Here is a 20,844-nt window from a genome sequence, read left to right on the forward strand (position 1 = left end):
TTATGCAAATCCATAAAGTAGTAACCCCCGAGTTTGTGAAGAAGTTTGCTTGCGTCGGCCCCAGCTGCCTGATTTCCTGCTGTCAGGGATGGCAGATACACATCGACAAGAAAACCCATCATACTTACCTCAACGAACAACACCCGAAAATTGCCCAGTTGGCGAAAGAGAATTTATTACGGGTGCGAAATGGTAAAAGCCGCTATTCGATAATCAAACTGGACGCGCAGGGTCAGTGTCCGTTTCTCGATGAAAATAAACTCTGCCTGGTCCATCGCGATCTGGGAGAAAAAGCACTTTCAGAAACCTGTTCTACTTATCCACGTAGCAAAAAACACTACGCGGATACAACTCGCCATTCGATGCTGCTCTCATGTCCAGAAGTAGCCCGACTGGTATTGTTTGATGCCGACAGCATGTTAGTGCACGAACAGGATGATCTGTTGGCGAAGGCGAAAAACACCTGCACCGCCAGCCAGCCGGTTAATCAGATCCACCAGATTGTGCATCTCTTTGCCTGGCACCTTCTACAGGCGCCATCGTTGAACGTTGAAGAAAACCTGATGGCGCTGGCACAGTTTATGGTTTATCTGCAGCGCATTGAGTTCGATCTGCACAACCATTTTGCGCAGGCTGAACAGTACCATCAGGAGCTATTAAGCGAGCTGGCGGCAGGTATTAGCCTGATGAGTCAATCAACGCCTACGGAGTCGGTGGGATTGAAGGTGCGTGCGCTGACGGTATTGGGGTCGCTTGTCGCGAATAAGAGCAGCAGGGATCGTATTATTACTGACTTGCATCGTAAGATGGCGGTGTATTTAGACGTGGCAAACAGCCCGGATAAGCAGGCTCTGGCTGATAAGTTTGCTGTCCTGAATAAACAGTGGCAGCAGCTTTGCCAGGATTCTATCCTTAGCGCCCCGCATGTATTGCGCAATTTACTGACCTACAAAATTTACCACTGCCATTTTCCGGATGCTGATTTCTCAACGGTCATGCGCCAGGTTTACCGTTTAATTCTCGACTATTTCTATATTAAGCATTTGTTGAGTCTGACATCGCTGGAAGCAACTCTGGATGAGGCAACGGTACTGAAAATTGTGGCGAGCCTTGCCGAGTCAACCTTGCATTCGTCAACGATAAACCAGCGAATGAATGAAGCGATCGACATGATCAATGCCGGGGACGATCTCTCCTGCCTGCTGTTGATTCGTTAAATTCGCCTGTCGGGAAGTGGGTTAAGCGTTTATCAGACATGTCGCTTCCGCTGTAATAAATATTAAGAACAACTTCGGTAAAGCAGGTTGAATCATGAACAGAAGAAATTATCTGCTTTAAACGGTATTACAAGGGATTGGTGAACGTCAGAAGAGGCATTTTGGCGGAAGATCACAGGAGTCGAACCTGCCCGGGACCGCTGGCGGCCCCAACTGGATTTGAAGTCCAGCCGCCTCACCGGAGACGACGATCTTCCGCGCCTCGATTGCTACATGGAGGCGGGGCGCATTATAGCTACTTCCTCGCCTTATCACATCCCCCATCACACTTTTTTCCGCTTCGTTTCGCCTTGCCATGATCCTCTTCACAGAAACTCTCAGCAAATCCATAAGTTACGCTTTGGCACAACCGCGCTCCCAGAAAAAAGAAACGTAAGTTGATAACAAAAAATAGCAATATCCGTATTCTTAAGGATGGTTTACGCCGTGCAATGAGCGGGAACGAACATGGCAATTGGATACTCTACTGTTTGTTATTTATTGAAAAAATGCCGGGTACGGCTGTGTCGTACCCGGTGAGATTGATTTTTACTGCACTGGCTCCGTTGACGTAACTTCGCCACTGGAAACGACGCCAGCATTCATGGTTTGGGTCACTTGCTGTTTTTCAACGTTCACGGCATGGAGTTGCCCGTTAACCGTGGGTTTTAGCGGTGCATCGGCCTGAATATCGCCGCTGGCGGTAAGCTGAATATTGCCGTCGCCAGTCAATGGTAATTCAGGCCATCCCCACGGTTGCAAAATATTCACCGGCACACCGCGTCCGTTCAGGCTGATATGAGTCTGGCGCTGCGGCGTTTGTGAAACACTGGCAGTGGCTTCCAGAATGCCTTTCTCGGTAAACGCGCTAAGTTCGCTGATATTCACCGTGCTGCTGTTGGCGGCCAGTGCCAGCGACGGACGGCGAACATCAACACGATTGAACGTCGCGGCGGCGGCATTCAGATTCGCTGTGCCACTCCAGACGCCCCATTGGTGATTGGCAACCAGTGTCAGATTCGCGCCATAGCCATCGAGCGCGGTGAGTTGCCACGGGAAGGCCGGGTCGATATCAATGATCAGGTTGCGGCTGGCGCTAAATCTCTTCAGTTGCAGACTGTTTAACCAGCCGGGTGTTGTTTCCATCCATAACTGTTGCCAGTTTTTTGGCAGGGTATATTCCAGCCCGACAATTGCCGCATCATCGAGGATCAGCGTTTTCCCGTCGCGTTGCCAGTTTCCTGACGTTCTCACCATGCCACCTTCCCAACGGCTGGTAAACTGGCGCAGCGCCACGCCCTGCGGGGAAAATTCTGCGTTAATAATCGGGTCAAACAAATGCAGCGAACCATAAATAAACTCGCTGGCATTCATCGACAGCTTTCCTTCCTGTGTCTGCCAGTCATCTTTACTGAAGGTCATGTTGCGTAAGCTGAGATCGAGATCGGTCACCGCCCAGTCCGGGCCTTGCAGGCGAGCATCTATCACTTCCAGGCGACCAATCTGTAACGAAGGCACAGAGCGCAATGGCGCAAAGAAATCAGTCAGCGATTTTTCGCTTTGCAGACGGATATCCGCCATGCGCAGGTTTTCCACCTGCCAGCTACCGTCGGCGTTACGCTGCGCGTTTCCGGTTAATGTACCGCGCGCGATATCGGCACCCAGATTGGTCAGCGTAACGCGATCGTTATCAATACTGCCTTCAACCAACACATTGGTGGCAGGAACATCATTGAGCGACAGGGAGCCAGCACTGAATTGAATCTGCGCTTTCGTTCCCAACACTTTACCGGCTTCTGGCGACCACGGAATGACGCCGCCATTTACCCGCTGAGCACTTAATTTCCACTCGCTATTTGGGCTATTAAATGCCATATCGCGCAGTTGCAGGCGATCGGCTTTGAACGGTAGCGGGGCGGTCTGGTCGGTGAGATTCAGTGTCCCGTTTTCCAGCAGAATGGTATCGACATGGCGCGGTTCGGTCAGTTGCCGACTACTCAATGCGATATCAACACTTTTTGCCACCAGGGTCGCGGGCTGTCCATCACGACCAAACGTGACGTTCTCCAGTATGATATGAGACGGCGCGGAAAAGCGGTGATCCATTGCCCCGAAGACCAAATGGTAGTCGCTATTTTCGGAAATCCATGCGCTGATATGCTCCGCACCCCAACGGGTTTGCAGAAGAAAATAGAGGCCAGTTATCACTACGAGTAGCGCGACGAAAATGTAGAGAAGCAGCTTCCCAATAAATTTCATAGTCTTCCATCCCGCGAAATACACATAAGGGAGTTATGCACGATTTACGCGCATTCCTCAAGGCGGGAATGGTGAAAGAGAGTCGCTGCGGCGGTAAAGAAACTTACCGCCGCTAAGTGAATTACGGTTTTTCCGGCGGGAAAATCAGGTTCAGCACAATGGCAGTAATACCGCCAGCGGCAATACCTGAAGAGAGCAGGTTTTTCAGCCAGTCAGGGGCAAATTGCAAAATCAGCGGCTGCTGAGAAACGCCCAGACCGACGGCCAGCGACAGTGCAATAATCAGAATTGCCCGACGGTTCAATGGCTCGCGGGAAACGATGCGTACACCGGATGCGGCGATGGTGCCAAACATCACAAGCGTAGCGCCGCCCAGAACTGGCTCTGGGATGTGTTGCACGAAACCACTCACTGCCGGGAACAGGCCCAGCACGATCAACATCAGCGCCACCACAAAACCGACATAACGGCTGGCAACACCCGTTAACTGAATTACACCGTTGTTCTGTCCGAAGCAGGAGTTCGGGAAGGTGTTAAATACTGCCGAGACAAACGAGTTCAGGCCGTTTGCCAGCACGCCGCCTTTCAGACGTTTCATGTACAGCGGGCCGGAAACCGGCTGTTCGGAAACGTCAGAGGTCGCGGTGATATCGCCAATGGTTTCCAGCGATGTGATCATAAAGACCAGCATCAGCGGCAGCAGTAGGCTCCATTCAATACCAAGACCGTAATAGAGCGGCGTTGGTACCATAATCAGTTCTTGCGTCATCGGTTCGTTGCTTTCTGGCAACATACCCATAAACCACGCCAGCGCATATCCGGCCGCCATCGCAATCACCAGCGAGGCCACGCGTAAGTAAGGGTTACGTTGGCGGTTAAGCAGGATGATTAAGGCTAAGACCACGCCCGCCAGCAGCAGGTTTTTCGGTGCGCCAAAGGTGTTATCGCTCATCGCCGCATAGCCGCCACCAATGGACGTTAACCCAACCTGAATTAGCGACAGGCCGATAATCATCACCACGACGCCAGAAACCAGCGGCGTAATAATGCGGCGCGCCAGATGCAGTACGCGGGAGATCACCATCTCCGTGCAACTTGCCAACATCAGGGTACCAAACAGTGCCGCCATCATGGTGGGAACATCAGCACCACCGGTCTTCAGCGCCGTGCCGCCCATAATCAGCGGGGCAACGAAGTTGAAACTGGTCCCCTGAATCGACAACAACCCGGAACCTACCGGCCCCCAGGCTTTAATCTGAATAATCGATGCCACACCGGAGGCAAACAGCGACATACTAATAATGTGTTGTGTGTCCTGTGCCGGTAAACCTAGTGCCTGGCAGATGAGAAGCGCAGGGGTGATCACCGCGACAAACATCGCCAGCAGGTGCTGACAGGCGGCAAACAGAGTTTGAGCAAGCGGTGGACGATCTTCAAGACGATAAATCAGTTCGCTGTTTTGAGTCTGCGCAACCGGTTGCGCATTTTCTGACTCGAGGGTGGAAACAGACATCGAAAACAATCCCGTGGTAGCAAAGCGGGCATTTTAGCTGACCGAAAGGCAAAAGCAAACGTTTGCCAGCCATTCTTCTAAATATTTAAATGCGATAAATGCACTTTTTTATATAACTTTTGGTTGTTTTCTGCTTAAAATCCATGCCATTTTTCTATTTTCAGCTGAGAATTCGAACCAGGAAAGCATGACTCGATACTCGTCATATTTCGCCTTACTGCAAATGCGCGATGATGTATGACGAGTATGAAAGAGTGGTGCGGACACAAAGGAGTAACTATGTTTCATCTCGATACTTTAGCAACGCTTGTTGCCGCAACGCTAACGTTGCTGCTCGGGCGAAAGTTGGTCCATTCCGTCTCCTTTTTGAAGAAATACACCATACCTGAACCGGTTGCTGGAGGGCTGCTGGTGGCGCTGGCGCTGTTGGTGCTGAAAAAAAGTATGGGCTGGGAAGTCAACTTTGATATGTCCCTGCGCGATCCGTTGATGCTGGCTTTCTTTGCCACCATCGGCTTGAACGCCAACATTGCCAGCTTACGTGCCGGTGGCCGTGTGGTGGGGATTTTCCTGATTGTGGTTGTTGGTCTGTTGGTGATGCAAAACGCCATCGGTATTGGTATGGCCAGTCTGTTAGGTCTTGATCCGCTGATGGGGCTGTTAGCAGGGTCTATTACGCTTTCTGGCGGTCATGGGACTGGCGCGGCGTGGAGTAAATTGTTTATTGAACGTTATGGCTTCACCAACGCGACGGAAGTAGCGATGGCCTGTGCGACGTTCGGTCTGGTGTTGGGCGGTCTGATTGGTGGCCCAGTGGCGCGTTATCTGGTGAAACACTCCACCACGCCGGACGGTATTCCGGATGACCAGGAAGTACCGACCGCGTTCGAAAAGCCTGATGTGGGGCGCATGATCACCTCGCTGGTGCTGATTGAAACTATTGCGCTGATTGCTATCTGTCTGACGGTAGGGAAAATCGTTGCGCAACTTTTGGCTGGCACTGCTTTTGAATTACCAACCTTCGTTTGTGTGCTGTTTGTAGGCGTGATTCTGAGCAACGGTCTGTCAATGATGGGCTTTTATCGCGTCTTTGAACGTGCGGTATCGGTGCTGGGTAACGTTAGCCTGTCGTTGTTCCTGGCGATGGCTCTGATGGGCCTGAAGCTGTGGGAACTGGCTTCGCTGGCGCTGCCGATGCTGGCGATTCTGGTGGTACAGACCATCTTCATGGCGTTGTATGCCATCTTCGTCACCTGGCGCATGATGGGCAAAAACTACGATGCGGCGGTGCTGGCTGCGGGTCACTGTGGCTTTGGTCTTGGCGCGACACCAACGGCAATCGCCAACATGCAGGCGATTACTGAACGCTTTGGCCCTTCACATATGGCCTTCCTGGTGGTGCCGATGGTCGGTGCGTTCTTTATCGATATCGTTAACGCCCTGGTGATTAAGCTGTATTTAATGTTGCCGATTTTTGCGGGTTAATCGATGAAGCGGCGGTAGAAGTGCCGCCGCAACAAAGACAAATGCCTGATACGCTTCGCTTATCAAGCCTGCGTATTGATTCGCAATTTATTGAATTTGTAGGTTTTTGTAGGGCAGATAAGGCGTTCACGCCGCATCCGGCAGGAAGATAGATCAACCTGAAACGGCGGTCTTCTCACCGCCGCCTTTTACGCATTCGAGTAACGTTCAGTCTCTGGCATCCAGCGTTCTATCAGGGCTCTTGCCTGCTGTGGGTAACGTTCGTGAATATGTCGCGCCAGGCGCTGAACTTCCGGGATCATCGCCTGGTCGCGCAGTAAATCTGCCACTTTAAATTCGGCATTACCCGTCTGACGTGTGCCTAACAGTTCACCCGGTCCGCGTATCTCCAAATCTTTCTGCGCAATCACAAAACCGTCGTTACTGTCACGCAGCACTTGCAGGCGGATTTGCGCCGTTTTGGAGAGCGGTGTTTTGTAGAGCAGGACACAGTGAGAAGCCACCGCGCCACGACCTACACGCCCGCGAAGCTGGTGTAACTGCGCCAGACCCAGACGCTCCGGGTTTTCGATAATCATCAGACTGGCGTTAGGCACATCAACGCCGACTTCAATAACAGTGGTGGCAACCAGCAGGTGTAGCTCACCTTGTTTAAACGATGCCATCACCGCCTGTTTCTCGGCAGGTTTCATCCGCCCGTGCACCAGACCGACATTCAACTCTGGTAGCGCCAGTTTCAACTCTTCCCACGTGGCTTCCGCCGCCTGCGCTTCCAGTAATTCCGATTCTTCAATCAACGTACAAACCCAGTACGCCTGACGGCCTTCCGTTATGCAGGCGTGGCGCACGCGGTCGATAATATCGTTACGGCGCGTATCAGGAATTGCCACTGTCGTCACTGGGGTACGTCCTGGCGGCAGTTCATCAATGACCGAGGTGTCGAGATCGGCATACGCGGTCATTGCCAGCGTGCGGGGGATCGGCGTGGCGGTCATGATCAACTGATGTGGATGGAAGCCCTGTTGCTGGCCTTTCTCCCACAATGCCAGACGCTGATGCACGCCAAAGCGATGTTGTTCGTCGATAATCACCAGCGCCAGGCCGTTAAACTGCACCTGTTCCTGGAAAATGGCATGAGTGCCAACAATCATCTGCACCTGACCGCTGGCGATGGCTTCTTGCTGAGCCAGTCGCGCTTTACCTTTCTGCTTACCGGCGAGCCAGCCCACTTCGATACCGAGCGGTTCAAACCAGTTGCGGAAGTTATTGGCGTGCTGCTCGGCAAGTAACTCGGTTGGCGCCATCAATGCCACCTGTTTACCGTGAGCAATCGCACGCAGCGCGGCGAGGGCGGCAACCAGCGTTTTACCGGAGCCTACATCGCCCTGTACCAGGCGCATCATCGGTACATCGAGCGCCATATCGCGCTCAATCTCCGCCACTACGCGTGCCTGTGCGCCCGTTGGCTTGAACGGTAAGGCGGCGAGGAGTTTATTTTTCAGCGCGTCACTGGCGCTAAGCGGCTGGGCATGGAAACGTTGCGCTCCGGCGCGTAACGCCAGCATGCTAAGGTTGTGCGCCAGCAGTTCTTCCAGAATCAGACGACGTTTCGCCGGATGCTGCCCGGTTTCCAGATCGCTAAGTTGCAGCGTTGGCGGTGGGCGATGCAGAGTGCGCAACGCTTCCGGTAACGTCATCATTCCTTGTGACAGTTCCGGCGGCAGGAGTTCTTCAATGGCGCAGGTGTCGAGCAGATCCAACGCCTGATCGGTCAGTTTTCGAAGCGTCGCCTGCTTTACGCCTTCGGTGGTTGGGTAAACCGGCGTGAGCGTTTCCTGCAACTCTGGCGTACTGAGATCGCCCTGCACGCGGTATTCCGGGTGGATCATCTCCGCACCATATTTGCCGCGCTTTGCTTCGCCATAGGCCAGCACGCGGCGGCCCGTCGCCAGGCTATTTTTCATTGCTGCGTTGAAGTTGAAAAAGCGCATGGTGAGAATGCCGGAACCGTCGCTAATCTGGCAGGTCATCATTCGCCGACCGCCGAAGGAGATATTGCAGTTCAGCACTTCGCCTTCCACCGTGGCATAAACGCCCGGCAGTAGCTCACCGATGGGGTAGAGATGGGTGCGATCTTCGTAGCGCAGGGGAAGGTGTAAGAGTAAATCCTGCACGGTATGCAGATTGATTTTCGCCAGCTTGTTACTTTGCGCTGCACCAACGCCCGTTAGGGAACTGAGTGGGACAGCATCTAACAGGCGACCTTTCATGGTGCTTACCCTGCGGCCTGCATAGTGGCCCACCAGTCGGCATCAGCTTCAATCTCGCCTTGCTGATTGACATGAGGGTAGGGCAGACCTTTGCGTTTCGCGACTTTCGCCAGCACCGGATAGCCGCCTTCAAACAACAGGCGTTGTTGCTCTGCTTCCGGCAACATACTGTTTTCACGCAGATACATGCCTGCGTTTTGCCGCTGGCGCTGGGCTTCGTAAAGAATGAGGGCTGAGGCAACGGAAACATTCAGCGACTGCACCATGCCGATCATCGGAATGATGATGTCCTGATCCGCCAGGGCTAGTGCTTCCTGAGTGATGCCCGTTTTCTCCTGACCCATCAAAATACAGGTCGGGCGGGTGTAATCAATTTCGCGGAAATCGACAGCGTTATCAGAAAGATGGGTTGCCAGAATCTGCATGCCCTGGCCTTTCAGATGGGCGACAGCATCGCCAATGGTACGGTGCGTTTTCACCTGTACCCAACTGTTGCTGCCAGCCGCAGCCGAAGCCATAGTGCGCATCCGGCTGCCAGGCCAGACGGCGTGAACTTCATGTACGCCAACGGCATCTGCAGTACGAATAATCGCAGAAACGTTATGGGGTTTGTGGACCTGCTCCATGCAGACGGTCAGATCAGGCTGCCGCCTGGCGAGCACTTCGCAGATACGTGCATAACGTGTTGGGTTCATAAAACATTAATTTCGGTTTCGGGTGACTTTAATCACGTCTGGCATCACGCGGATTTTGCGCATGATATTCGCCAGATGCACACGGTCACGGGCGGTCAGACGAATAAAGGCGCTGTAGACGCGACCATCCTTTTCTTCTGTATTCAAACTTTGAATATTGGAGTTGGTCGTATTGATCGCTGCCGTCAGGTTAGCTAATGCGCCCTGATGATTGAACATCTCCACCTTGATTTCGGTGATGAACTCTTGCGCCGTCTCTTTATCCCATTCCACAGCCATAAATTTCTCTGGCTCTTTCTGGTAGCCACGGATGTTACGACAGGATTCATGGTGGATCACCAGACCTTTACCGGGGCTGACGTGAGCGATAATCGGGTCGCCAGGAATTGGGCGGCAGCATTTCGCAAAGGTGATCAGCACACCATCGGCACCTTTAATTGGCAGATGTCCGTGACTTTGGGTCGCCGGTGGAATGGAAGCGTCCCCATGTTGCAGATTCTTCGCGACCACCACGCTCATCGCGTTGCCAAGACCAATTTCCGCCAGCAGATCGTCAAGCGTAGCCAGCTTCATGCGGTCCAGTTCACGCTGAATATTTTCCTGCGGGATTTCATTGAGCTTACGGCTACCACCCAACGCATGGTTGAGCAGGCGGCGGCCCAGGCTTACAGAATCATCACGCTTGAGGTTTTTCAGCAACTGACGAATTTTGGCGCGCGCTTTCGAGCTGACGACAAAATTCAGCCATGCGGCATTCGGGCGAGCGCCAGGTGCGGTAATGATTTCAACGGTCTGGCCGCTGGAGAGCGGCTGCGACAGCGGGTAAGGCTGACGGTCGACGCGCGCGCCCACGCAGGCATGACCGATATCGGTATGCACCGCATAAGCGAAGTCGACGGGCGTTGCACCGGCAGGCAGTTCGACAATGCGCCCTTCCGGTGTGAAAACGTAAATCTCATCCGGGAAGAGATCGGATTTAACGCTCTCGATAAATTCAAACGAGCTACCGGCGCTCTGTTGCAGCTCCAGCAGGCTTTGCATCCAGCGCTGGGCGCGGATTTGTGCAGTCGTGCTGGTTTCGCCGTGCTCTTTATAAGCCCAGTGCGCGGCAACACCCATTTCCGCCATCTGATCCATATCTTCGGTGCGGATCTGGACCTCAACCGGCACACCGTGCGGGCCAATCATCGAGGTGTGCAAAGACTGATAGCCGTTCGCTTTGGGAATGGCGATATAGTCTTTCACACGACCCGGACGCGGCTTGTACAGGCTGTGCATCTGGCCGAGCACGCGATAACAGGTGTCGGAATCATTGACGATCACGCGGAAGGCGTAGATGTCCATGATCGAGTGAAAACGCTGCTCTTTGAGCACCATTTTGCAGTAGATCGAATAAAGATGCTTTTCGCGACCACTGACGCGGCACGGTATTCCCGCTTCCTGCAAACGCCCTTCGATTTCCGAGAGGATTTTTTGGATCATCTCTTTACGGTTGCCGCGCGCGGCTTTCACCACTTCTTTGATTACGCGATAACGGTTGGGATACAGCGCCTCAAAACCCAGCTCTTCGAGTTCGGTTTTAATGTGGTGGATACCTAAACGGTGCGCTAGCGGGCTGTAGATTTCGAGAGTTTCACGGGCGATGCGGCGACGTTTGTCCGGGCGTAGTGAGCCCAGCGTGCGCATGTTGTGGGTACGGTCTGCGAGTTTGATGAGAATGACGCGGATATCCTGCACCATCGCCATAATCATCTTGCGAAAGTTTTCGGCTTGAGCCTCTTTCTTATCGCGGAACTTGAGCTTATCAAGCTTTGATACTCCCTCTACCAGTTCGGCGACGCTTTTACCAAAAAGCTGTTCCATGTCCTGGTAGGTGGCGGGAGTATCTTCAATCACGTCATGCAGCAGCGCTGCCATTAGCGTTTCATAGTCGAGTTTCATCTCGGCCAGAATGCAGGCAACCGCTACCGGGTGCGTGATATAGGGTTCACCGCTTGAACGTGTTTGCCCCTCGTGAGCATCACGTGCAACGAGATACGCCTGCCGCAGACGTTTGATTTGGTCTTCCGGCAGGTAGTTTTGAATCAGTTGATTCAGGCTTTCAAACAGATACAAGGGCGACCCGCTTTGTGATTAACGACGACCTTCAGCAATAGCGGTAACGGCTTGTAATTCAGCGGCTTCCTGCTCTTGCTGTTCCTGGCGTTCGCGCACGTCGAGGATCTGGTTGTTGATCAGACCTTCTTCGATTTCGCGCAACGCGATTACTGTGGTTTTATCGTTTTCTTCCGGTACCAGCGGATCCTTTCCGCCTACCTGCATCTGACGAGCGCGACGCGCGGCGACCAGTACCAAGTCAAAACGGTTACCAATTTTCTCTACAGCGTCCTGAACAGTTACGCGTGCCATACTTAAAAAGCTCCACAGGTGAAGAAATGACTGGGCATGATACTGAAAGAAGGTTCAGTCTGCCAACAATTTGCTGATTAAAGCGTCATGACGCTGCTTTTGGCGGCTCATGCGCAAGCGTTCGGCGCGAATGATAGTCTTTAGATCACCCAGAGCGGTGTCGAAATCATCATTCACTATTAAATAATCATATTCGGCGTAATGGCTCATTTCTGCAACTGCTTGCGCCATTCGCTTTGCAATGACCTCTTCGCTGTCCTGACCTCGACCCCGTAAACGGCGGTCTAACTCAATTTTTGACGGCGGTAGAATAAAGATACTCCGCGCATGCGGCATTTTCTGGCGAATTTGCTGTGCGCCCTGCCAGTCAATATCCAGAAAAACATCCACGCCGCTCGCCAGTACTTGCTCAATGGCTTCGCGTGAAGTGCCATAGTAATTACCGAACACTTCCGCGTGCTCAAGGAATGCATCTCTGCTAATCATCTCTTTAAATTCATCATGATTAACAAAGAAGTAGTGTTCACCATGGACTTCACCCGGACGCGGTGCGCGCGTGGTGTGTGAAACAGAAACCTGAGTGTCGTACAACGGTTGGGTTTTTAATAAAGCCTGAATCAGGCTGGATTTACCCGCGCCACTGGGGGCAGAAACAATATAAAGCGTGCCTTGAGCCATGAGTATCTTTCGTATGTGATTAAGCGAAATAAAGCCTACATACGGGCTTATTATACACGGCGCGGCCATGTGACGTAGCCCTTGCTCACACTTTTTGCGCAAAGTTGTTGCGTTTTGCGTACCTGTTTCCGCAATTCCCGGTCATTTACTGCAACAAAGACGATTCTCTGGAAGCGTCATCTCACACTTTATTTTTGTCCCTCGGTTTTGCGTTCATCTCGTTGTATATCTGGCCGCCTGACTACAGCGGAGGTGACGATGAAAGTATGGATTGCAGTGTTAATGAGTATTTTATGCTGGCAATCATCAGCGAAGGCGGTCTGCCCGGCCTGGTCGCCAGCCAGAGCGCATGAAGAAATCTCCCGCCTACAACAGCAAGTAAAACAGTGGGACGATGATTACTGGAAAAAAGGGAAAAGTGACGTGGAAGATGGGGTTTACGATCAGTTAAGCGCCCGCCTTGCACAGTGGCAACGCTGTTTTGGCGAAGAGACAACGGGTGACGCTATGCCGCCGCCGTTGAGTGGCACGGTTATCCATCCGGTTGCGCATACGGGGGTACGTAAGTTAGCGGATAAAAATGCGCTACGTCTGTGGATGCATGAGCACAGCGATCTTTGGGTACAGCCAAAAGTTGATGGCGTTGCGGTAACACTGGTCTACCGTGATGGAAAACTGATTAAAGCGATCAGTCGTGGCAATGGGCTTAAAGGTGAGGACTGGACGCAGAAAATACGCTTGATTCCTTCTGTACCGCAATCTGTTAGCGGAGCTTTGGCCAACAGCACCCTGCAGGGTGAGATATTTCTCCAGCGAGAGGGGCATATCCAACAACAAATGGGAGGAATGAATGCCCGTTCAAAGGTCGCTGGCATTTTGATGCGCCAGGACAATAGCGACACGCTGCATTCACTGGGCGTGTTTATCTGGGCGTGGCCGGATGGACCACAGTTGATGGCCGAGCGATTACAGCAGCTTGCTACTGCGGGCTTTACTTTGACGCAGAAGTATACCCTTGCGGTGAAAAGCGCAGACGAGGTTGAGCGAGCACGTAATGAGTGGTGGAAAGCGAAATTGCCCTTCGTCACCGATGGCGTGGTGGTGCGAGCGGCTAAGGAAGCCGAATCCCGTCATTGGCTACCGGGCCAGGCGGACTGGCTGATAGCGTGGAAATATCAGCCTGTGGCCCAGGTTACTGAAGTAAACGCGATACAGTTTGCTGTCGGTAAGAGCGGAAAAATCTCGGTGGTGGCGTCACTCGCGCCTGTCATGCTGGATGATAAAAAAGTCCAGCGGGTGAACATTGGTTCCGTCAGACGTTGGCAGGAGTGGGACATTGCACCTGGCGATCAAATCCTTGTGAGTCTTGCCGGTCAGGGTATTCCACGCATTGATGAAGTGGTCTGGCGCGGTGCTGAACGCACAAAACCGACGCCGCCAGAAAACCGTTTTAACGCGTTGACCTGCTACTTTGCTTCTGATGTTTGTCAGGAACAATTCATATCGCGATTAGTTTGGCTGGGATCAAAACAGGTTTTGGGGCTGGAGGGCATCGGTGTATCTGGCTGGCGCTCGCTACATCAGACGCATCGCTTTGAGCATATTTTTTCCTGGCTTTCATTAACGCCAGAGCAATTGCAGCACACGCCGGGGATCGCGAAGAGTAAAGGTGAGCAGTTATGGCATCAGTTTAACCTGGCACGTCAGCAGCCTTTTACTCGCTGGGTGATGGCAATGGGAATACCGTTAACCCAAACGGCGCTTAATGCCAACGACTTCAGCTCCTGGGCGCAACTTTTGCAGAGAAGCGAACAGTATTGGCAGCAACTACCGGGGACAGGGCTGCGTCGTGCAAGTCAGGTTATGGAATGGAAGGATAATGCGCAAATCAAGATGCTGGGCAACTGGCTGGCTGCCCAGCAGATCACAGGTTTTGTGCCTTAGTGACCTTCGTGGCTGTAATAAAAAACCGGTAATCCCAGTTTAAGACGCAGCGCCAGCAAGCGAGCGAAAAAGCCGAATACCAGGGTGGAAATAATCACCACATCATGGTTGGAAACATAGTGTTGCAGCGCGATATACAGCACGGCGGAAGCAAAGGAAACCCCGGCGTACAGCTCTTTCTGAAAGACCAGTGGGATGCGTTTACAGAACATATCGCGTAAAACGCCGCCAAACACGCCGGTGGTTACTGCCGCGACAACGGCAATAATTGGGCCGTGCCCCATATCCAGTGCAACCTGTGCGCCAATGATAGAAAAAACCACCAGTCCGAGTGCATCGAGCACTAGAAAGACTTTACGCAGGTAAGGCATCACGGGAGCAACGATAGTGGTGAACACGGCGGCGGTGGCGACGATAATCACATACTCCGGGTGTTTGACCCAGCCAAGCGGATAGTGGCCCAGCAGAATATCGCGCACTGACCCTCCGCCAATTGCGGTGGCGGTCGCAATGATAATTACGCCAAATGTATCCATGCGCCGCCGTCCGGCCGCCAGCGCCCCTGTCATGGCTTCGGCAGTAATGCCAACCAAATACAAAATGTGTAACAGCATGGTTTTCTCCCTAAAAATCTGCCTGGCAGGGTAGCGATTTGTGTGCATTGTCACGATTGAGATTTTTTAAGGAGAGAATGGATTGATAATTTGTAGTTATGTGAAATTGCTATTTTCTGTAGTGAGAATGCATTTTTCTGATTTTGTGATAAGTAAAATGCATTAGAAAAAGTATGGAGTAAATAAATATGAGGACGAAACTATATGCGTAGCGCCGCTGTAATTAACAACGGCCTACGGAGATATGTCGCTTACTCGATGTTGAATCTGTTTGTAGAGTATTGGCTTCAATGCCGCATTATGGCTGGTTTCTTCCTAATGCGATTTTTGATTATGTACACCCTTATGTACACGGTTTTTTCTGGTGCTATCAATCATTGAGCATTTATCGAGCACTGTTTGCTCAGTAAGAAATTGTCGGTATGCAGATAGTTATAGTACCGGATTCGGTTTTTAGACCGCCTCCCAAACCAGCATTAATTAGACTAAAAGTTCACTTACCCATGCTGGCATTAACAATGTTATCGTATACGCATTATTGCGTCTTTATAGGTGTTAACATGGCTAAAGATTTAACAACCTCCGCTCATGACAGACAAAATATTCTGAACAACTCCTATGCACTCCGACAAGCTGAAAAACATCTTGCTCTTGGTGGAGTTGAGTTCAATGGAGAACGACTTTTTACAAAAAGTCAACTTATGGAAATTTTTGGTATAAGCGATGCCACTGTGGAACGGTATATCGCCAATCATAGCAATGAACTCAAGAGCAATGGTTATCGACTTATAAAAGGGAGAGAGCTAAAAGAATTCAAAGGGTTAGAGCATGTCTCCTTCATCAATGAGGGTAACAAGGCTCCTACTATTGGAGTGTTTAATTACCGAGCTGTCCTGAACTTCGCCATGCTACTGGTCGAAAGTGAGCAAGCCAAGATTATACGTACGCGCCTGCTTGATATTGTCATTGATACTTTAGCCGAAAGGGCTGGTGGACATACCAAGTACATCAACCAACGTGATGAGAATTACCTATTGGCTTCTTTTCAAGAAGAAAGCTATCGCAAGCAATTCACTGATGCCTTAGATGAATGCGTCGAAGGGAATAATTGGAAGTATGCAAGGTTTACCAACCTTGTGTATCAAAGTATTTTCCACGAAGACGCGGCCGAGTACCGCAAGGTATTGAATCTTGCTCAAAAAGAGAAAATCCGGGACACAATGTACTCCGAAGTTCTAACTCTTATTGCAGGTTTCGAATCAGGTATTGCACATGAATTAAAACAAGAATTCTCTCGTTTAGGCAGAAAACTGACACAACAGGAAGCAGAAGCTATTTTTAAACAATTTGAATCTCATCCATTGTTTAAGCCTATGATGCTAGATGCCAGAACCAAAATGGCAAGTAGGGATCTCTGTTTCAGAGATGCGCTGCATGAAAAACTTGAAGCTTACGTAAGAGCTGTACCTGAAGGGGACTTTGAACGTTTCTTGGGTGAGAAAAGTAAATCACTTGAAGAGCGCCTGAACGACCCAGAAACCCTAGAAGTGTTCAAAAGACTAAAAGACCGATAGGGGTATAAATGGACGATATACAATTCAATTATTTTGATATTGAACACGCCATTAGAGTTCATGATTGGATCATTGAGAAAACGGGCGGCTTACACGGAATCAGAGACCAAGGGGTACTGGCGAGTGCCCTTGAGCATATCCAAAACGATTGGTATTACCCAGGATTTGTAGACAAACTAAGTCACTTGTTCTTTGCAATCAATAAATTCCATGCTTTTAGTGACGGAAATAAAAGATCAAGCATCGCCCTTTCAACATACTTTCTTGAGATAAATGGCTTTGGCCATTGTGTACAACTTTTTGTGCGAGAAATGGAAAACATCGCAGTTTGGGTGGCTGATGGAGCAATCGATAAGGAGCTACTCAAAAACATCATTCATGATCTGGTCTTATGTGAAGAAATACTTGAAACGACTAAGCTGGAGATCGCCATAGCAGTTATGAATTATGAAACTCTAAGGCACTGGTGACAAACACAATACAGGATGGGAAGTATCGCAAATTTGTCAGCACATAGCTAAGATGCTAGGCATATTTGTTACGCGTGCGTATTGCTTGCGAAATTGCTGTACCCAATAGTGATGTCCGAAAAACCTTCCGGCCTCACATAAAACAGCCATGTGAAACTGGTAACTGAACAGACGGGCAGACCGTTCGTTCAGTAAATACCTGATATTTCCGCCAACGAAAAATTGCGTTGGCTGGCAGAGTGCAAATTTGCACGATGACCTAACCCATTGATTCTTTCGAAAACCCCCATTGGGGGAAAAGCCTAACCCATTGGTTTTTCCACAATCCTCAATTTGAGGAATGTACCTAAAACCATTTTTATAGCTCCGATCCCTTCAAAGTGAGGGGTAATTTGCCAAAACAGAGAGAGCATTACTGTCTCTGGCAATCTCTATCGCGATAACGCCTGAAGTACCCTCTCGCTTCCTCATCCATACCAAGAACCGAATGAGTCCGCTTAACTGCCTGTCTTAAATCTCCGAATCTGTCTGTAGTTGCTGGTGGGCGTGCCGCCTTACGGATACATTCAGAGCGTCTGTTTGCTGCATGTTCACGTTCTTTATCGCCATCTGCCAGCATCATGACTTCTGCCCATCGTGCGGCAGCTCTCCGGTATAGCCCTTTTGACTCCAGCTCTTCAGCTTTCCTGTCCCTTATCATTTCTGCCTCTCAGATTATATAGATAAGCAAAAAGGTGTTGGTTCAGTTGGTTCAGTTGGTTCAATTTGTAAAGATCGTTGTTTTTATTGTGTTTTTTCTGAAATATTGAACCAACATCAACTCATTTTGAACCAACACAGCCCAGCTCTGAACCAACAACACAGCGATAGCTTTGTGATTGGTCCGTTATTTTCTGGCTGATATTTGAGCGTATAACAGTGTTATACAGTGGTATACTGTATGGATATTACTCACTGATATGGTCTTTGCAATGAGCAAATCTAATCTGGTCGCGTTCCGCATCCCATCTGAATTGCAGGATGAGTTTAATCGGTCTGTTCTCGCTTCTGGAGGGGATAAAACCTCCTGGCTTGTTGATGCGATTCGCATGAAGCTGGGACAGCCGGAAAAGTCTATTGATTCACGAATGCTTGGGCTGGTGGAGCGCATGGAAAAAGCCGCTGCGTCGCTTATTGCCGGAAAGCCGAACATCCCACCAAAGCCATATAACGAAACGGCAGTTATAAAGATCATTGCCGATACCATCCGACAGGGATTTGATAATGGGCGCGTGATAGCTGAACGGATCAATGAAGCAGGCTATCAAACAAAAGCTGGTAAGGCATGGGATAAAGATATTTACAGCGCGTGGAAGCGTCAGGGAAGCAATGCTGAAAAGTTATCAGTGGCGCTACATTCAGCGCCATCGCTATAATTTATTCAATATCAAATAAATGCCTTGGGAAACCGTTATTATCAGGTAATCCCATGGCTGTCAGGTTACATCCTGGTAAGTTAGGCTTGTTATCTACAAGGTTGGCAACTTTTTTTATCCAGTCAGATCCCGGTCCAATTTTTTTCACTAAAAACCATAACACAGCGATCATTCCGTACATTCTTTCGTACGCATCATCATTCATATTTAATTGTTCAAAGTACGGCTCATTTGGCAAAGGCATTAATCTTGGTTCGTTGACCTTGTTCCAGATGCGTGAATGGTGAGCGCACCGATTCCTTAGCACATTCATTGCGCTAAGCCAGTTTTGGAAGATAGCTCCATTGCCTGCCGCTATCCCTAGCCTAGATAGTATCCTGTTGCGATAGCTGTCTTTTAGCATCGCATAATACTTTGACATTAAGCCGAAGTCCCACACTTCAATAACCACCCAGAAAGGAAGACCTTCGTACTTGTTTTCATGCCATTTGATAAAGTCTTCGCGACTTTTAGCAATCTCGGCATTATGTTTATTTATCCATTCTTCTCTGGCGCTTGGGCGACCATGGGAACGTGGTCTAAAGTGTTTTGGATTTATTAGCGAGTCATCAAGATATGCTAAAGGAGATATCTTACCAAGCTCATGAGCAATAACTGACCGAACATAAACCTCAATGCGTTCTAACGCATTCATCATCTGCAAACGCAGATTTTTATCGAATAAATAGAGGTCATATACTGCGCGAAAATTAGTACCTGGACGAACCTGATCGAGTCTGGTTCTAATATTGTCTGTTGTTATATGGGGGATTCGGCAGGGGTACCAAAAGCCTGATAATCGGTAGTAGCCTACTTGTGAGATTTTCTTGATAGCATGTTCGCGATCTGGCACATCCATACCCCGAGACAGCAATAAATCGACAAGTTCATCATATTCTTTATGAACCTTAACCGGAACAGCCATACAAAAGGTTTCCTACCTCCAGATACAAGAAGGCCCGGCCATAACAATTTCTCATCTAAGACAAGATAAAGCCAGGGGGCCGGGCTCAGTTGAGTGTAACTCTATCCGAAGTTATCCACATGTCAATGCACAGTTACTTAGGAAACTAACATAGGTACTATCATCACTCACGAAAAACCACTATATGTGGTTTTTATTCATATCGTTATCCACTACAGGCTGTGTCAATAACTTTTACCTATTAATTGGGTAATTTCTACATTTTCCTATGCTGGCTAGTTTCTCTACTGAAAAGTTGGCACTCCTTAATCGCTTTTCGGTTAATACTATCGGTCTTCATATTGCCAGCAGCATACGTCATCCGATAATTTCGATGCTACGCGCGCGTACTTGTCGCAAAATATCAGGCAAAGGCCAGATTCAGAACGTCGTGATAACCACCAGCACAACATGAGATGTCATGTAACACGATTTATCACATCAGATACATGTGATTGGTGTACCCGCATAAAACATCGTCATAGCGCGTCCTGTGCGCATATACGCCGATAATCAACACATCACCACCACTCTGTCTCGTGTAGAGAACAGTTTCATGGTATCCCCCGCCATCGTGTGCGTACTGGTCGGACGTAGTTGCAAAATTTTTTGCAACTGATACCCCTCGCGCGCGTACTTGTCTCGAAATTGGTGTTTTGCTGTGGCAGTGATATCAGAAAAATCTTCCTGTTTCACATAAAGCGGATATGCGCGTACTGTAACGACCCATCAACGGGGATCGGATTTGAAATCCCGACCCAAGCTATGTACCAAATGCCATGTCTTGGATATATGATGATTGCCATTCTAAACAACGCTAAAGGGAGGGTTGGTGTGAATCAATTGAAGCGATTGGTTGTCTCCGGTTTATTATTTGCTTCTTTTGGAGCGAACGCTGAATGCTGGATTATTGGTGATCTGAAAGGACAAGAAGCCTCAAGTTCAGATGGGTATAACTATAAGTTATCATCTATACCAGATACATTTCATTTGGTAATAAGTAAAGAGAAGGCGGATCTTATCTTGGCAAAAGATGGTATAGGTGGAGGTATTGATTATTACCCGCTATCTCCGAATGCCATGATGGGAAGAAGCTATCGAGATGGTCAACTGACGCTTGTCACATGGGCAATCTCAAATGACGGAAAAGTGATCCATACACGAACAATTAGTCGATCTGATATAGGCTCATTTACAGGCTCATTTGTCGGCAATGTTAAAGGCAAGTGTTAATGTTCATAACTATTTGAAAAAATACT

17 protein-coding genes and 1 tRNA gene are annotated in these 20,844 nt (G+C 49.8%); 7 read left to right on the forward strand and 11 right to left on the reverse strand.

Annotated elements, in window-relative coordinates; genetic code table 11:
• Positions 1-2 precede the first annotated feature (2 nt).
• On the forward strand, positions 3-1,217 hold the full coding sequence (fliB, locus tag FEK50_RS00450; RefSeq protein ID WP_131161527.1) for a flagellin lysine-N-methylase: 1,215 nt from the start codon (positions 3-5) through the stop codon (positions 1,215-1,217).
• 162 nt (positions 1,218-1,379) lie between these two features.
• On the opposite strand, the gene FEK50_RS00455 is transcribed toward fliB, so the two are convergent.
• From FEK50_RS00455 to xanP, 3 genes are all read right to left on the reverse strand, one after another.
• Positions 1,380-1,474: transfer RNA gene (locus tag FEK50_RS00455), tRNA-Sec, on the reverse strand.
• Positions 1,475-1,805: 331 nt separating this feature from the next.
• The gene (locus FEK50_RS00460; RefSeq protein ID WP_131161528.1) at positions 1,806-3,515 is read right to left on the reverse strand and encodes an AsmA family protein; all 1,710 of its coding nucleotides are present in this window, start codon (positions 3,513-3,515) and stop codon (positions 1,806-1,808) included.
• 121 nt (positions 3,516-3,636) lie between these two features.
• Positions 3,637-5,028, reverse strand: coding sequence for a xanthine/proton symporter XanP (gene xanP, locus FEK50_RS00465; RefSeq protein ID WP_130222452.1), 1,392 nt, complete (start codon positions 5,026-5,028; stop codon positions 3,637-3,639).
• 279 nt (positions 5,029-5,307) lie between these two features.
• Here xanP and gltS point away from each other — a divergent pair, with 279 nt between their 5' ends.
• On the forward strand, positions 5,308-6,513 hold the full coding sequence (gltS, locus tag FEK50_RS00470; RefSeq protein WP_130206745.1) for a sodium/glutamate symporter: 1,206 nt from the start codon (positions 5,308-5,310) through the stop codon (positions 6,511-6,513).
• 188 nt (positions 6,514-6,701) lie between these two features.
• Here gltS and recG read toward each other — a convergent pair whose 3' ends face one another.
• Genes recG through gmk form a run of 5 tightly spaced genes read right to left on the reverse strand, consistent with a single transcriptional unit; the run spans position 6,702 to position 12,565 of the window.
• Complete coding sequence (gene recG, locus FEK50_RS00475; RefSeq protein ID WP_131161529.1) at positions 6,702-8,783, reverse strand: ATP-dependent DNA helicase RecG; 2,082 nt, start codon at positions 8,781-8,783, stop codon at positions 6,702-6,704.
• 5 nt (positions 8,784-8,788) lie between these two features.
• Positions 8,789-9,478 (reverse strand): tRNA (guanosine(18)-2'-O)-methyltransferase TrmH, encoded by a 690-nt coding sequence (trmH, locus tag FEK50_RS00480; protein ID WP_131161530.1) that lies wholly within the window; start codon positions 9,476-9,478, stop codon positions 8,789-8,791.
• A gap of 6 nt (positions 9,479-9,484) precedes the next feature.
• Positions 9,485-11,593 (reverse strand): bifunctional GTP diphosphokinase/guanosine-3',5'-bis pyrophosphate 3'-pyrophosphohydrolase, encoded by a 2,109-nt coding sequence (spoT, locus tag FEK50_RS00485; protein ID WP_130206741.1) that lies wholly within the window; start codon positions 11,591-11,593, stop codon positions 9,485-9,487.
• A gap of 18 nt (positions 11,594-11,611) precedes the next feature.
• On the reverse strand, positions 11,612-11,887 hold the full coding sequence (rpoZ, locus tag FEK50_RS00490) for a DNA-directed RNA polymerase subunit omega (RefSeq protein ID WP_000135058.1): 276 nt from the start codon (positions 11,885-11,887) through the stop codon (positions 11,612-11,614).
• A gap of 54 nt (positions 11,888-11,941) precedes the next feature.
• Positions 11,942-12,565 (reverse strand): guanylate kinase, encoded by a 624-nt coding sequence (gene gmk / locus FEK50_RS00495; protein ID WP_010344504.1) that lies wholly within the window; start codon positions 12,563-12,565, stop codon positions 11,942-11,944.
• Positions 12,566-12,823: 258 nt separating this feature from the next.
• Here gmk and ligB point away from each other — a divergent pair, with 258 nt between their 5' ends.
• The gene (gene ligB, locus FEK50_RS00500; RefSeq protein ID WP_131161531.1) at positions 12,824-14,509 is read left to right on the forward strand and encodes an NAD-dependent DNA ligase LigB; all 1,686 of its coding nucleotides are present in this window, start codon (positions 12,824-12,826) and stop codon (positions 14,507-14,509) included.
• Here ligB and FEK50_RS00505 read toward each other — a convergent pair.
• Entirely contained in the window at positions 14,506-15,123 is a 618-nt protein-coding gene (locus FEK50_RS00505) for a trimeric intracellular cation channel family protein (RefSeq protein WP_064526048.1), read from the reverse strand. The two genes, ligB and FEK50_RS00505, sit on opposite strands and share 4 nt — an antisense overlap.
• A gap of 560 nt (positions 15,124-15,683) precedes the next feature.
• Between FEK50_RS00505 and FEK50_RS00510 the strand changes: the two genes are divergently transcribed.
• A complete protein-coding gene (locus FEK50_RS00510; RefSeq protein WP_001582533.1) occupies positions 15,684-16,697 on the forward strand; it encodes a hypothetical protein in 1,014 nt (337 codons plus the stop codon).
• 8 nt (positions 16,698-16,705) lie between these two features.
• Positions 16,706-17,167 (forward strand): type II toxin-antitoxin system death-on-curing family toxin, encoded by a 462-nt coding sequence (locus FEK50_RS00515; protein WP_001582532.1) that lies wholly within the window; start codon positions 16,706-16,708, stop codon positions 17,165-17,167.
• A gap of 412 nt (positions 17,168-17,579) precedes the next feature.
• On the opposite strand, the gene FEK50_RS00520 is transcribed toward FEK50_RS00515, so the two are convergent.
• Positions 17,580-17,867 carry a PerC family transcriptional regulator gene (locus FEK50_RS00520; protein WP_131161532.1) on the reverse strand — a complete coding sequence of 96 codons (288 nt, stop codon included), beginning with the start codon at positions 17,865-17,867 and terminating at the stop codon, positions 17,580-17,582.
• Between the two features lie 259 nt (positions 17,868-18,126).
• Between FEK50_RS00520 and FEK50_RS00525 the strand changes: the two genes are divergently transcribed.
• The gene (locus FEK50_RS00525) at positions 18,127-18,582 is read left to right on the forward strand and encodes a hypothetical protein (protein WP_000230717.1); all 456 of its coding nucleotides are present in this window, start codon (positions 18,127-18,129) and stop codon (positions 18,580-18,582) included.
• 1 nt (position 18,583) lies between these two features.
• On the opposite strand, the gene FEK50_RS00530 is transcribed toward FEK50_RS00525, so the two are convergent.
• Positions 18,584-19,546 carry an Abi family protein gene (locus FEK50_RS00530; protein WP_000290520.1) on the reverse strand — a complete coding sequence of 321 codons (963 nt, stop codon included), beginning with the start codon at positions 19,544-19,546 and terminating at the stop codon, positions 18,584-18,586.
• An 831-nt stretch (positions 19,547-20,377) separates the two neighbouring features.
• Here FEK50_RS00530 and FEK50_RS00540 point away from each other — a divergent pair.
• Positions 20,378-20,818: a hypothetical protein gene (locus FEK50_RS00540; RefSeq protein WP_223201782.1), complete on the forward strand. Its 441-nt coding sequence runs from the start codon at positions 20,378-20,380 to the stop codon at positions 20,816-20,818.
• The last annotated feature ends 26 nt before the right edge of the window (positions 20,819-20,844 follow it).

Origin of the sequence: Escherichia sp. E2586 (genome assembly GCF_005781105.1) — a bacterium.
GTDB lineage: Bacteria > Pseudomonadota > Gammaproteobacteria > Enterobacterales > Enterobacteriaceae > Escherichia.

Coding starts and splice junctions, on each gene's coding strand:
- fliB (WP_131161527.1), top strand. CDS start 3: ATGCAAATCCATAAAGTAGTAACCCCCGAGTTTGTGAAGAAGTTTGCT.
- FEK50_RS00460 (WP_131161528.1), bottom strand. CDS start 3,515: ATGAAATTTATTGGGAAGCTGCTTCTCTACATTTTCGTCGCGCTACTC.
- xanP (WP_130222452.1), bottom strand. CDS start 5,028: ATGTCTGTTTCCACCCTCGAGTCAGAAAATGCGCAACCGGTTGCGCAG.
- gltS (WP_130206745.1), top strand. CDS start 5,308: ATGTTTCATCTCGATACTTTAGCAACGCTTGTTGCCGCAACGCTAACG.
- recG (WP_131161529.1), bottom strand. CDS start 8,783: ATGAAAGGTCGCCTGTTAGATGCTGTCCCACTCAGTTCCCTAACGGGC.
- trmH (WP_131161530.1), bottom strand. CDS start 9,478: ATGAACCCAACACGTTATGCACGTATCTGCGAAGTGCTCGCCAGGCGG.
- rpoZ (WP_000135058.1), bottom strand. CDS start 11,887: ATGGCACGCGTAACTGTTCAGGACGCTGTAGAGAAAATTGGTAACCGT.
- gmk (WP_010344504.1), bottom strand. CDS start 12,565: ATGGCTCAAGGCACGCTTTATATTGTTTCTGCCCCCAGTGGCGCGGGT.
- ligB (WP_131161531.1), top strand. CDS start 12,824: ATGAAAGTATGGATTGCAGTGTTAATGAGTATTTTATGCTGGCAATCA.
- FEK50_RS00505 (WP_064526048.1), bottom strand. CDS start 15,123: ATGCTGTTACACATTTTGTATTTGGTTGGCATTACTGCCGAAGCCATG.
- FEK50_RS00510 (WP_001582533.1), top strand. CDS start 15,684: ATGGCTAAAGATTTAACAACCTCCGCTCATGACAGACAAAATATTCTG.
- FEK50_RS00515 (WP_001582532.1), top strand. CDS start 16,706: ATGGACGATATACAATTCAATTATTTTGATATTGAACACGCCATTAGA.
- FEK50_RS00520 (WP_131161532.1), bottom strand. CDS start 17,867: ATGATAAGGGACAGGAAAGCTGAAGAGCTGGAGTCAAAAGGGCTATAC.
- FEK50_RS00525 (WP_000230717.1), top strand. CDS start 18,127: ATGGTCTTTGCAATGAGCAAATCTAATCTGGTCGCGTTCCGCATCCCA.
- FEK50_RS00530 (WP_000290520.1), bottom strand. CDS start 19,546: ATGGCTGTTCCGGTTAAGGTTCATAAAGAATATGATGAACTTGTCGAT.
- FEK50_RS00540 (WP_223201782.1), top strand. CDS start 20,378: ATGATGATTGCCATTCTAAACAACGCTAAAGGGAGGGTTGGTGTGAAT.